We start from the raw sequence: 13,181 nt of genomic DNA on the forward strand, positions 1-13,181 counted from the left end.
TCGGCCGGCCGAGGCCGTCGGCCGGGCTGCGGGGGGAGCGCATGACATCGAGTCGACAGCCGGGTGCCGGCGGGCGGCCGCCGCGGCGCCTGCTGATCGCCACCGCCGTCGCACATCTGCCCCGGTCGCCAGGAGGTGACCGGCCGGGGCTGGTCAGGGCACGGCAGGAGATCATCGATCTCTTCACCACCCGGCTCGGGTACACCCACGTCAGCAGCCTGGGCCTGGACCCGGACCGCGGTGCGCTCCTCGACCAGTTGGAGCGTTTCGCCACCGACCCCGACCGGCGACCGGACGACATCGTCGTGGTGTACCTCGCGGGTCACGGTCAGCTTCTCGGCTCCTCCCGCCGCTCCCACATGTTCTTCCCGTCGGACGCCGATCTGGCCCGCCCGAAGCAGGCGTTGCCGACCGCGCAGATCGCCTCCGTCCTGCTCGACGACACGAAGATCAACCATCTGCTGCTACTGCTCGACACCTGCCACGCCGGCCAGGGCACCTCCGACGCCGTGGCCGCGGCGTTGGAGAGCCTGCGCCGCGATCCGGACAACGACAGCGCGGGCGTCGCCTTCGTCGCCTCCGCGCAGCCGGCCCAGCCCGCCCTGGCCGAGGCCTTCCCCGAACTGCTCCGCGCAGCCGTGGACAGCCTGGCGACAGCCGGGGAGAAGCCGGAGATCCTCAGCCTGGGGTCACTCGTCGCCCACATGAACGCCAGCCCGCGGCGGCCGCCCACCCAGAGCATCGAATGGCACTCGGCCAAGATGCTCGGCCGGGTGCCGCCGTTCTTCCCCAACCCCCGCCACCATGAGCGTCCCTTCGAGGCCGACCTCGCCATTCAGCAGGCCGCCGAATGGCAGAGCCAAGCCCAGCGGCGGGAGACCGAGCTGGCCCGGCGCATGCTCGTCCGTGCCAAGGCCTCCTTCGGTGAGGAGGGCGGCTGGTGGTTCGCCGGCCGTCGGCACGCGCTCACCGAGATCACCGCCTGGGTGCACGGAGCCGACCCGTTGCGGCCCGCCCTGGTGGTCACCGGGGGGCCGGGATCGGGGAAGACCGCCGTGCTCGGGCTGATCGCGGTGCTCACCCACACCGAGCGTCACCACAGCGTGCCGGTGCACCTGCTGGACCTGCCGGAGCGCGCCATCCCGCGGCCGGGCAGCGTCGATGTCGCCGTCTACGCCCAGGCGTTGACCAACGAGGACGTGCTCAAGGGACTGACCGCGGCCGCCCAGGTGAGCGCGTCCACCCCAGGAGCGTTCCTGGACGCGCTGAGCGCCAGGGACCAGCCGTTCACCGCGATAATCGACGCGCTCGACGAAGCGGCGACTCCCGACACGCTGCTCACCCATCTCCTCCATCCGCTGATCCGGTACGGCAACGGGCGGCTGCGCCTGCTCCTCGGTACCCGCCCGCACCTGCTGCGCCACCTCAAGGCCGACACCGCCGTCCTCGACCTGGACAGCCCCGACTTCGCGGACCGCGCCGCGCTCGGCGCCTACGCCATGCGCGGGCTGACCGACTCGCATCCGCGCAGCCCCTACGCCACCGCCCGTCCCAGGCTCGTCAGCGACGTGGCGCGCGCCGTCGCGGACGCCGCCTTCCCGTCCTTCCTGGTCGCGCGCATCACCTCCGGCACCCTCGCCGCTCAGGACGGCACGGTCGATCCGGGCGACCCGGACTGGCTGCGTACCCTGCCGAAGACGGCCGACTCCGCCATGGCCCAGGACCTGAACGAACGACTCGGCGCGGACGCCGAGCGGGCCAGGCACCTGCTGCGCCCGCTCGCCTACGCGGAGGGCCAGGGCCTGCCGTGGGAGGACATCTGGGCTCCGCTGGCCGCCCGGCTGGCCGGCCGTCCCTACAGCGACGAGGACCTGCTGTGGCTCCAGCGCTCCACCGGGCGCTACGTCGTCGAGGCCACCGAATCCGGGCACTCCGCGTACCGCCTGTACCACCAGGCCCTCTCCGAGCACCTGCGCCGGGACGATGACGAGCCGGCGGCTCATCGCGCCTACGTGGAGGTACTGCGGCGGACCCTGCCGCGCAACGCCCTGGGGCGCCCCGACTGGGCGCGAGCACACCCCTACACGCTCGGCTACCTGTCCACCCACGCGGCACGCAGTGGGCAACTCGACGCGCTGGTCGCCGACTGCGAGTTCCTCGTCCACGCAGAGCCCACCGGCCTGCTGCCGGCCCTCGACCAGCTGACGACCGAGCCGGCCCGCCGGTGGGCCGCCGTCTACCGGGCCTCCGCGGGAGACCACCGGCGCACCGATCCGCGGATCCGTCGGGAGTTGCTGGCGGTCGACGCGGCGCGCTTCGGCGACCGGGACCTGGCCCGGGCCCTGAGCCAGGGCAGCGCCTGGCGGCCGGCCTGGGCCACCGACAGCCAGATCACGGGGGCCTTCAAGGACCACTCCAGTGCGGTCAACGGTGTCGCCTGCGGTGAGGTGGAGGGGCGGCCGGTCGCGGTGAGTGCCGGCACCGACGGTGCCGTGCGGGTCTGGGACCTGGTCAGCGGCGCCCAACGGTGGCTGCTCACCGGTCATCAGGGAGCGGTGAACGCCGTTGGTTGCACCATGCTCGGTGACACCCCCGTCGCCGTCACCGGCGGGGACGACTACACCGTTCGGGTCTGGAATCTGCTGACCGGCAGCACCGTGGCCGTACTCAGCGGCCAGGCCGGCGCCGTGAACGGCCTGGCCTGTACGACGGTGAACCGGGTGCCGGTCGCCGTCGTCGGCGGTGGGGACGCGGCGGTGCGCCTGTGGGACCTCAGCACCGGCGACCAGATCGCCACCCTCGTCGGTCACACGGGCGCGGTCAACGGCGTCGCCTGCACCACCGTGGACGGGTTGCCGCACGCCGTCAGCGTCGGCGCCGAGGGGGCGGTGCGCCTGTGGAACCTGCAGGACCGGGTCGGGACGGCGGTCTTCCACGGCCACACCAGTTGGGTGTGGGCGGTGAGCTGCGCCGACCTGGCCGGGACGCCGGTGGCCGTCTCGGGCGGCGGTGGTGACGGCCACCTCTGCGTGTGGGACCTGCGGGAGCGCGCCTCCCGGCAGGTGCTCAGCGGGGACACCGGCTGGGTGAACGGCGTGGCCTGCGCCGACCTCGACGGCAGCCCGCTGGCGGTGGTCGGCGGCGGCGACTTCACGGTGCGGGTCCGGGATCTGGCCAGGGGCACCCAGCGCGCGGTACTGGCGGGCCACGCCGGTGCCGTGAACGCCGTCGCCACGACCACGGTGGCGGGCGACCCGGTGGCGGTGACGGGGGGCGCGGACGGTTCCGTCCGGGCGTGGGACCTGCGCACCGGTCGGCCGCGGCTGACGATGGGGCGCCCCGAACCGGTCATCCGGGACGATCCGCCCGGCCCCCCTGCCGAGGCCTCGCCGGCCACCGCGCTCTCGGAGCCGGACCGCGGTGTCTTCAGCGGGCACACCGGATGGCTCTGGTCGGTGGCACACACAACGGTGGACGGCGTACCGGTCGCGGTGACCGTGGGCGGCGACGGGGAGGGCGCGGTACGGCTGTGGGACCTGCGCACCGGCCTGCGGCGCGAGGTGCTCAGCGGGTACACGGGGGCGGTCAACTCCGTCGCCTGCACCCGTGTGGACGGCGTACCGGTCGCCATCGTCGGAGGTGGCGGCGACCACTCGCTCTCCGTGTGGGACCTGTCGACCAGCCGTCGGCGCCCGGCGCTGCGCGGGCACACGGACTGGATCTGGGCGGTCGACACCGCCGAGGTCGACGGTCGTCCACTGGCGGTCACCGGCGACGCCGCCGGTACGGTTCGCACCTGGGACCTGCGCACGAGCGAGCAGTTGGGCTCGTTCGTCGCACACACGGGTGTCGTCAACGGCATCGCCTGCACGACAACCGGCGACCGACAGGTCGCCCTCACCGTCGGCGACGACGGTGCCATGCGCACCTGGGACCTGCGCACGGGCGAGCAGTTGGGCTCGTTCGTCGCACACACGGGTGTCGTCAACGGCATCGCCTGCACGACAACCGGCGACCGGCAGGTCGCCCTCACCGTCGGCGACGACGGTGCCATGCGCACCTGGGACGTGCACACCGGGGAGCGACTCGGCGGGCTCGCCGGGCACACCGGCGTCGTGAACGCGGTCGCCGCGCGGCGGCTCGACGGCGTGCCCATCGCCGTGACCGTGGGCGACGACTACACCGTGCGGGTGTGGAACCTGGCCGCGGGCATCGAGCTGCTGCGCTGGGCCACCCCCTATCCGGCCAGGGCCGTCACGTTGACGCCGGGCGCGGACATCATCATCGGCACCGGCCACGAGGTCGTCGCCTTCGAGCTGGGCAGCGTCGCGGGAGTCGGCCTCTCCCGCTAGGCCACCAGGACGAGGTGAGGGGAACGGAATGCCGCGCGTGGTGTGCGTACACGGTGTGGGAAAGCAGCAGTTCGGCGAGGCCACCCTGCTCCAGCACTGGTTGCCGGCCCTGCGGGACGGGCTGAGCAGGGCGGGGACGGCGGTCACGGTGTCCGAGTCGGATGTCGCCATGGCCTTCTACGGCGACCTGTTCCTGCCGCCGGGTCAACTGCTCGCCGCCGACGATCCGTTCTTCAGCTGGTCCGACGTCCTGCCGGGCTGGGAGACCGATCTGCTGACGCACTGGTGGGAGCAGGCGGCCCAGGCCGAGCCGCAGATCGCCGGACCGGACGCGGCCGGCATGCTCGGTGGCCTCACGGCCTCGGTCCAGGGTGCGCTCCTCGCCCTGTCCCAGTCCCGGTTCTTCGCCGGCTTGGCTGAACGCGCCCTGATCCTCGACCTCAAGCAGACGCGCCGCTACCTCGCCGACCGCACGTTGCGGGAAGCGGCGCGCGATCGTGTCCGGGCACTCGTCGGGCCGGACACGGCGGTGGTGGTGGCCCACTCGCTCGGCACGCTGGTGGCCTACGAGGCGCTGTGCGCACTGCCGGGGCACCCGGTCCGCGCACTGATCACCCTCGGGTCCCCACTCGGGATACCCAATCTGATCTTCGATCGCCTCGTGCCCGCACCGGTCGACGGGCTCGGCCACTGGCCCGGCGAGCCGTCGTTGCGATGGACGAACATCGCCGACGCCCGGGACGTCGTCGCCTTGGTCAAGGACCTGCGCCCATGCTTCGGCCCCGGCGTCGCCTGCCACCTCGTGCCGAACGGCTCGCACGCTCACGACGCCTCCCACTACCTGACCAAGGCCGTCACCGGAGCGGCGCTCGCCGCCGGGCTCACCTGAGGGACGCGAGCGCACAGCACCCGCCGCGCCCCGACCTGGGCCGCGGGGTCACGTGGTCGGGTCCGCTCCCCCGTGTCATAGGCTGCCTGCTGGACAACCGGAGTGTTCCGGTGGTTGTGAAGGGATTGCCGTGACGGCTGAACGTCGAGATTCCGCACGTCTTGTCGAACTGCTCTCGGAGCAGGAGGAGGCACTGGCCAGGCAGTGGATCGCCGAGGTCTCCCACACCCTGCGCGGGCGTCTGAGCGCCGCCGAACTCGCTTCGGAGCTGCGCGAGCTGTACACCGCGCTGGTGCGGGGCCTGCGGTCGGGCGACGACTGGCGGGCGGAGGAGTTCTCCGAGGTGCGGGCGCTGCTCACCGAGCTGTCGCGCAACCGGGCCCGGCAGGGGTTCACCCCGACGGAGACGGCCACCGCGGTCTTCGCGTTCAAGGACCTGCTCGTCCCCGACACCGGGACCTCGCAGGAGGACATCGCCGCCTACCTCCAGCTGAACCGGCTGGTCGACGCGCTGGGCCTGTTCACGGTCGAGACCTACTCCAGGACGCGCGAGGAGATCATCGGGTCCCAGGCCGAGCAGCTGCTGGAGCTCTCCACCCCCGTGGTCAAGCTGTGGGACGGCGTGGTCGCGGTGCCCCTGGTGGGGACGCTGGACTCGGCGCGCACCCAGGTGGTGATGGAGAAGCTGCTGCAGACGCTGGTCGACACCGGCTCCGACCAGGCGATCATCGACATCACCGGGGTGCCGGCGGTGGACACCGAGGTCGCCCAGCACCTGCTGAAGACAGTGGTGGCCGCCCGGCTGATGGGGGCGGAGTGCACCATCTCCGGCATCCGTCCGCAGATCGCGCAGACCATCGTCGCGCTCGGCATCCAGTTCGGTGACATCGTCACCAAGGCGACCCTGGCCGACGCCCTCAAGCACGCGATGAAGCGGCTCGACGCCTCGGGCCCGACCGCCGAGCGGAGCGCGCGGTGACCGAGCGGATTCCGGTGCTTCGGATCGGGGGCGTGCTCCTGGTCTCCATCCAGACGGACCTGGAGGACCAGTCGGTGCTGAACCTCCAGGAGGACCTGGCGGCCAGGATCGTGGAGACCGGCGCGCACGGGGTGGTGATCGACATCACCGCCCTGGAGATCGTCGACTCCTTCGTGGGCCGGATGCTCGCCACCACCGCCTCGATCTCGCGACTGCTGGACGCCGAGACGGTCCTGGTCGGCATGCGGCCGGCCGTGGCCATCACGCTGGTGGAACTGGGACTCTCGCTCGGCGGGGTGCGCACCGCGCTGAGCCTGGAGAAGGGCCTCGCCCTGCTCGGCAGCGCCGGTGCGGGCCGAAGCCGGTGACGGGAGCGGGGCACGACCTCGGCACGTCCGACGCGGAGCGGCTGCCGATCACGTCCAACGGCGACGTGGTCCGGGCCCGGCAGGTGGTGCGTAACCTGGCCCAGCAGGCGAAGCTGTCCCTCGTGGACCAGACGAAGCTCGTGACGGCGGCCAGCGAGCTGGCCCGCAACACCCTGGTACACGGTGGTGGTGGGACGATGCGCACGCTCCTGGTGCACCAGGGGAGCCGGACCGGGGTCACGGCCCTCTTCGAGGACTCCGGCCCCGGCATCCCGGACCTGGAGCTGGCGCTGACCGACGGCTGGACCTCAGGCAGCGGCATGGGCCTGGGCCTGAGCGGGGCCCGGCGGCTGACCGACGACTTCACCATCGACACCACGGCCGGCCGGGGCACCACCGTCACCATCACCAAGTGGGCCCGTTGAGCACGGCGTTGCCGGAGTCCCAGGACATCGCCTGGTTCCGCGACTCCGAGAGCCTGCCGGTGGCCGCGCGCAGTGCGGCCACCGCGCTGGCCCGGCGGATCGGCCTCGGCGACCAGCGGGCCGCCGAGGTGGCCCTGGCGATCACCGAGGCGGCCACGAACCTGCGCCGGCACGCGGTGGACGGCTCGTTGCTGCTGCGGGTGCTGCGCACCGAGGAGGACGCCGCGGTCGAGTTCCTCACCCTGGACAACGGCCCCGGGATGCGGGACATCCCCTACGCGATGGCCGACGGCACCTCCTCGGCGGGCACCCTGGGGATCGGCCTGGGCGCGATCGCCCGCCTGGCGGACACCTTCGACGTCCACTCGCTGCCGGACCGCGGCACCGTCCTCGTCGCCCGCTTCTGGGGCCGCGGGCGGGTCCCCGCCGCGGCGGCACCCGGCAGCCTGGGCGTGGCGGGCCTGACCCGTCCGATCAGTGGGGAGGAGAGCTGCGGCGACGCCTGGGCGGCCCGCTGGGCGGCGGGGCCGGCCGGCCCGGACCGCGCCCTGCTGGTGATGTTCTGCGACGGGCTGGGCCACGGCCCGCTCGCGGCGGTGGCCTCGCAGCGCGCCGTGGCCGCCTTCCGGGCCGGCACCGCCGAGGCACCCGCGGACGTGCTCACGGGCATCCACCACGCCCTGAACGGGACGCGCGGCGGTGCGGCGGCGGTCGTCCGGATCGAACCCGCCGCCGGGCGCGTGCGGTTCTGCGGGGTCGGCAACATCAGCGGGTTCACCAGCGACCCGCAGAAGCGCCACGCGCTGCTCTCCGCGCCGGGGATCGTGGGGCACCAACTGCCCACGCTGCGCACCCACGAGCAGCCGCTGCCGCCCGACGGCGCCGTCGTCCTGCACTCGGACGGCCTCACCGAGCGCTGGCAGCCCGCGGCACTGCCCGGGCTGCTGCGCCACCTCCCGGTGGTGACCGCCGGCCTGCTGCTGCGCGAGGCGGGGGTCCGGCGCGACGACGCCGGAGTGGTCGTGGCCCGGGTGCTGCGGTGAACGCCGTGGACCCGTCCCGGATCGCCCTGCTCACCACCACGGTCGCCACCGAGACGGACGTGTTCGCGCTGCGGCGGGCCGGCCGGACCGTGGCGCAGGAGCTCGGCCTGGAGAACCAGGACCAGGTCAGGTTCGCCACCGCGCTGAGCGAGCTCGGTCGCGACCTGCTCGGCTCCACCGGCCTGACCGCGGACTTCGCCCTCGCGCCGCGCAGTCCTGCCACGCTGGTCGTCACGCTGCGCTGGGAGGGCGGCGCGGGCCTGAGCGCCGAGTCGCTGCGCGCGGCCCGGCGCCTGGTTCCGGCCATCGCGCACCAGGGCGGCGCCCCGGGGAAGGTCCTTCTCGAACAGCCCTTGCCGCCCACCGCCCGACCGGCCGGGCAGCTGGCGGAGCGGGCCCGCGGCGCACTGCGTTCACTGCCCGGGACCACCTCCATGGAGGAGCTGCGGGCCCAGGGGCGGGAGCTGATCACGGCGCTGGAGGACTCGCGGGCCCGGCGCGAGGAGCTGCAGCAGCTCAACAACGAACTGCAGCGGCTCAACCAGGAGCTGCAGGAGACCAACCAAGGTGTCCTGGCGCTCTACACCGAGCTCTCCCAGGAGCTGGAGGAGACCAACAGCGGTGTGGTCGCCCTCTACGCCGAACTCGACGACAAGTCCCGGCTGCTCCGCGAGGCGAGCCAGGCCAAGACCCGCTTCTGGGCCAACATCAGCCATGAGCTGCGCAGCCCCGTGAACTCGGTGATCGGCCTGTCCAGACTGCTGCTCGACGACCTCGACGACCCCGACAACCCCGACAACCCCGACGACCCCGACGACCTCGACGACAAGGCGGCAGCGGCCCAGGAGCGCCGGCACCAGCTCTCGCTGATCGCGGCCTCGGGCGCCACCCTGCTCGCGCTGGTGGACGAGCTGCTCGACGTGGCGAAGGCGGAGTCCGGCACGCTGGAGCCGCACTGGACCCGGGTGGACCTGCGGGCCCTGCTGGGGCAACTGCACGGAACCATGCGGGACCTGGCCGGGGACGGGGTGGCCCTGGTGGTCCCGGAGCCCCCCGCCGCCGCCGAACTGGTCAGCGACGAGGTGATGCTCACCCGGATCCTGCGCAACCTGCTCTCCAACGCGCTGAAGTTCACCGCCGAGGGCGAGGTGCGGCTGACGGCCGAGACCGAGCCGCAGTGCGTGTCGGGCGAGGCCGGCGGGGCGCCCGAGGAGGGCGCGTGGCTGGTGTTCACCGTGGCCGACACCGGGGTCGGCATCCCGGTGCCGGAGCAGGAGCGGATCTTCGAGGAGTTCTACCAGGTCCGTGGTCCGCACCAGCGCGGCCGCGCTGGCACCGGCCTCGGCCTGCCCTACGCGCGACGGCTGGCCGAACTGCTCGGCGGCACCCTCACCGTGGGCGACCGCCCGGACCACGGCAGCGTCTTCACCCTGCGGCTGCCCGTCAGGGCGCGGGCGGCGGGCCCCGCCGTGCCGGCCGACCCGTACCCCGGCGGGACGGGCGGCCGCCTCGCCACCCTGCTGACGGTCGACGACGACGCGGCCTTCCGCGCCGGCATCCGTCCGATCCTGGCCCAGCTGGCCGAGCGGGTCGTCGAGGTGGCCCGCAGCTCCGAGGCCCTGGCCACGATCCGGCGCGAGCGGCCGGACGCCGTGCTGCTGGACCTCAACATGCCCGACCCCGACGGCTACACCCTGCTGGCCCAGCTGGCGGAGGACCCGCTGCTGCGCGAGATCCCCACCTTCCTGCTCACCTCCGCGGCGGCCGCCCTGCTGGACACCGCCCGGCTCGGCCACGCCCGCGCGGTGCTGGACAAGCGCGGGCTCACTGCCGGCGCCCTCGCCGAAGCGTTCGCCCGGGAGGGGATCGCGCCCCGGGGGTCCGACCGGGCCGCGCCGCCGGCCGCCGTCGGCCACCGGTCGCAGCAGCCGCCTCAGTCGCACCAGTCGCACCAGTCGCGGAACGGGCACTCGGACGAGAGGGAAGGCCGCCCATGAGCGAGGGCAGCACCACCGACAGTGCGGCCGCCTCCGTACTGATCATCGACGACAGCGACACCAACCGCTACATCATGGGGAGTTGGCTGCGCAGGGCCGGCCACACCGTCGTCGAGGCGGCGGACGGGACGCAGGGCCTGGCGCTGCTCGCCGCCACCGAGGGGGCCGAGCAGCCCGAACTGGCCGTGGTCGACGTGCGACTGCCCGACATGAGCGGTTTCCAGGTCTGCGAGGTGATCAAGGCCGATCCCCGCACCGCCCACCTGCCCGTCATCCACGTCTCCGCCACCGCCATCGACGTCAGCGACCGCGCGCAGGGCCTCTACCGGGGTGCCGACGCGTACCTGACCGAACCGATCGCCCCCACCGAGTTCCTGGCCACCGTCACCGCCGCGCTGCGCTACGCCCGGGCCCGCCGCCGGGCCGAGCGGCTGGCCGAGCGGATCGCCGAACTGAACCGCGCGACGCTGGCCATCTACGACCGGCAGGACGGCCGGTCCTTCGCGGCGGCGGCGGTGACGGCGGCCGTCTCCCTGATGTCGGCGCCGGCCGCCGTACTCGCGCTCGACACCCGCGGCTCGCTGGTGCACGCCGTCGCCGCCCCCGGGGCCGCCCCGGCCTTCCACGAGGGTGAGCCGGCCCAACTGGACCGGCTGGCCGAGGAGTCGCTGGGCGACGCCACCGGCATCGCGACCGCCACCCTGCCGGGCAGCCGCTGGTCCGAGCTCTCCTCCTGCGGCGTGTTCGCGGACGAGCCCGAGGTGGCCGTGGTGCTCGCCCGCACCAAGCGCGGCCGCGCGCCCGTGCTGCTGGCCCTGCCGGCCCGGGCGGTGACCGGCGATGACGACCGCGATCTGCTCACCCAGCTCGCCCAGACCTGCGCCCTGGCGCTGGAGGCGCAGCACAGCTTCCGCGAGGAGCACGACCTGGCCCTCACCCTCCAGCGCACCTTCCTCCCCGGCGCTCTCCCGTCGGTGCCCGGTGTGCGGATGACGGTCCGCTACGTCCCGGCCAGCGACCGCACCGAGATCGGCGGCGACTTCTACGAGGCGCTGGAGACCCCGGCCGGGCTGCTGCTGGTGATCGGCGACGTGGCCGGCCACTCGCTGGCCGCCGCCTTCGTCATGGGCGAACTGCGCCACGCGCTGCGGGCCTACGTCGTGGAGGGCCACGATCCGGCCGCGGTCCTGGACCGCCTCGACACCCTGCTCACCACGCTGCACCCCGACGTCACCGCGACGGTCTGCCTGGTCCTGGTGGACGCCGACCGCCGCCGCCTGCGACTCGCCAACGCCGGCCACCTCCCGCTCCTGCTGCGCCACCCCGACGGCACCGCCCGGTACCTGACCGAGCACGGCACCCTCCTGGGCCTGGGGGTGCCCCACCCGCCCGCGGTCAGCCACCCGGTCCCGGCCGGCGCCACCCTGGTCCTGTTCACCGACGGCCTGGTCGAGGTCCGCGGCGAGAACCTGGACACGAGCCTCGAAGCCTTCCGGCAGGCGGTCGCGACCGGCCCCGAGGCACCCGGTCAGCTCTGCGACGCGCTGCTGGACGGCTTCGGCACGGAGAACAGCGACGACATCGCACTCCTCGCGGTCCGCCTGGACTGACCGGCGCGACTGGAGCGACCGGCGCGACCGGCCTGACTGCGCTGAGCGGCCTGACCCGACCCGCGGCGCCCGGACCGACAGCACGGAGCGGCGCTCGGGCCCCCGTTGCGCGGGGGCCCGAGCGCCGCTTGCTCCCGAGTCGAGCCGTCAGCCGCGCAGCAGCGCGCGAACGACCAGCACCACAACCACGATCGCCACGAGTGTGCCAAGTCCTATGTACACGTGAATTCCTCTCTGCGCACCGCCGAGTCGAACCGGTCCCAGCACGGCTCCCCCGGTTCCGGCGTCCCATGTCCCGGTGCGCGAGAAAAAGTTGAAGTCCGCTCAGCAGGTGGGCCGCGGCGAAGCCGTCCGGGCCGGTCCGCCGCGTGGGCCGACCAGCCTGGCGCCGTCGGGCAGGCCGAGGGCGGCCGCGGTCCCGGTGAGCTGCAGCAGCCGCCGCACCACGGCGGAGGGCCGCTCAAGGTGGAAGGCGGCTCCGGTGCCGGCGATCCTGCGGCCGGCCCGGAGCAGCGCGGTGAGGCCGGCACAATCGCAGAAGCCCACGCCCGACAGGTCGATGATCACCACCCGCGGACGGTCGATCAGACCCCGCGAGACCGCCTCGGTGAGCTGCGGGCCGGTGTCGAGGTCGAGGTCGCCCAACAGGTCGACCCGGACCACCGTGCCGACCACCGCGAGGCCGACGCTGAGCAGCGGGCCGCCGCCGGCCGCCCGCACCGGGACCGGGCAGCTCTGGGGAGTACTCGGGGTTCTCGGTCGTTCGGCCACGCAGGCCTCCCTTCACCAGGTGCGAGAGGGCACCTGGGACCGCGCGCTGCGGCGCTGGCTATCCTAGGGGCAATATTTGCCATTCGACAACATTCCACGCCCGGCAACGGTTCGCAGGCACACCGGACCAGCACCGGACGAGCGCCGGACCAGCGCCGGACCAGCACCAGAGGTCAACCAACCTGCCGGGGGGACGACTTGCGCTTCGGCGCAGCCGGACCGGGCTTCGCGGGCAGCGGGCAGCGGCGCTACGCGGTGCGCGAGGCGCCCGCCGAGCCGTCGGCGCCGACCTCCCGGCGCGCACCCGCGGCGGCCCGGAAGGCCTCCAGACCGGTGATCAGGGCCCGCCGGCCGGTCGGCGTCATGGTGGCGAGCACCTGCGCCAACTCCTCCTCGCGGCGGGCCCGGAGGTCGGCCAGGAACGCCTGGCCCATCGGCGTGAGGTGCAGCCCCAGCTCGCGCCGACTCACGGCGCTCGGCGTGCGCTGCACGAAACCGACCGCCTCCAGCCGGTCGCAGAGCCGGCTGACCGAGGACGGGAGCGAGCCCAACTGGTCCGTCAGCGTACGCAGGTTGATGCCATCGTTCGCCTCCAGGACGTAGAGGACCCGCAGCTGGGACACCGACACCGGCGCGGCCGACAGGTCCCGGCCGCCACCCCAGAGCACCTCCAGCAGTTCCACCACGGACGACGCCACGGCGGGGCCATCCGTGCGGTGCGGGAGCGGGGCGGCGGGTTCCATGGAG

Annotated in this window: 10 protein-coding genes; 8 read left to right on the forward strand and 2 right to left on the reverse strand. The window is 73.8% G+C overall.

The window, feature by feature from the left end:
- The first annotated feature begins 41 nt into the window (after positions 1–41).
- The 8 genes from OG455_RS03600 (at position 42) to OG455_RS03635 (ending at position 11,663) form a co-directional block, all read left to right on the forward strand.
- Positions 42–4,352: a caspase family protein gene (locus OG455_RS03600; RefSeq protein ID WP_266290079.1), complete on the forward strand. Its 4,311-nt coding sequence runs from the start codon at positions 42–44 to the stop codon at positions 4,350–4,352.
- Positions 4,353–4,407: 55 nt separating this feature from the next.
- Positions 4,408–5,241 carry a hypothetical protein gene (locus OG455_RS03605; protein ID WP_323185405.1) on the forward strand — a complete coding sequence of 278 codons (834 nt, stop codon included), beginning with the start codon at positions 4,408–4,410 and terminating at the stop codon, positions 5,239–5,241.
- A 130-nt stretch (positions 5,242–5,371) separates the two neighbouring features.
- Entirely contained in the window at positions 5,372–6,220 is an 849-nt protein-coding gene (locus OG455_RS03610) for an STAS domain-containing protein (protein WP_266290081.1), read from the forward strand.
- Complete coding sequence (locus OG455_RS03615; RefSeq protein WP_266290082.1) at positions 6,217–6,588, forward strand: STAS domain-containing protein; 372 nt, start codon at positions 6,217–6,219, stop codon at positions 6,586–6,588. The genes OG455_RS03610 and OG455_RS03615 overlap by 4 nt, the downstream gene beginning before the upstream one ends.
- A 41-nt stretch (positions 6,589–6,629) precedes the next feature.
- Positions 6,630–7,013 (forward strand): anti-sigma regulatory factor, encoded by a 384-nt coding sequence (locus OG455_RS03620; protein WP_266300649.1) that lies wholly within the window; start codon positions 6,630–6,632, stop codon positions 7,011–7,013.
- On the forward strand, positions 7,001–8,056 hold the full coding sequence (locus OG455_RS03625; RefSeq protein WP_266290083.1) for a SpoIIE family protein phosphatase: 1,056 nt from the start codon (positions 7,001–7,003) through the stop codon (positions 8,054–8,056). The genes OG455_RS03620 and OG455_RS03625 overlap by 13 nt, the downstream gene beginning before the upstream one ends.
- Entirely contained in the window at positions 8,053–10,053 is a 2,001-nt protein-coding gene (locus OG455_RS03630) for an ATP-binding protein (RefSeq protein ID WP_266290089.1), read from the forward strand. The genes OG455_RS03625 and OG455_RS03630 overlap by 4 nt, the downstream gene beginning before the upstream one ends.
- The gene (locus OG455_RS03635) at positions 10,050–11,663 is read left to right on the forward strand and encodes a fused response regulator/phosphatase (protein WP_266290091.1); all 1,614 of its coding nucleotides are present in this window, start codon (positions 10,050–10,052) and stop codon (positions 11,661–11,663) included. The genes OG455_RS03630 and OG455_RS03635 overlap by 4 nt, the downstream gene beginning before the upstream one ends.
- Before the next feature lie 324 nt (positions 11,664–11,987).
- On the opposite strand, the gene OG455_RS03640 is transcribed toward OG455_RS03635, so the two are convergent.
- Together OG455_RS03640 and OG455_RS03645 are read right to left on the reverse strand one after the other, a co-directional pair.
- Positions 11,988–12,434, reverse strand: a complete 447-nt coding sequence (locus OG455_RS03640) for an STAS domain-containing protein (RefSeq protein WP_266290093.1) — start codon at positions 12,432–12,434, stop codon at positions 11,988–11,990.
- A 248-nt stretch (positions 12,435–12,682) separates the two neighbouring features.
- The gene (locus OG455_RS03645; RefSeq protein ID WP_266290095.1) at positions 12,683–13,177 is read right to left on the reverse strand and encodes a MarR family transcriptional regulator; all 495 of its coding nucleotides are present in this window, start codon (positions 13,175–13,177) and stop codon (positions 12,683–12,685) included.
- Positions 13,178–13,181: the final 4 nt, after the last annotated feature.

The organism is Kitasatospora sp. NBC_01287 (assembly GCF_026340565.1).
GTDB lineage: Bacteria > Actinomycetota > Actinomycetes > Streptomycetales > Streptomycetaceae > Kitasatospora.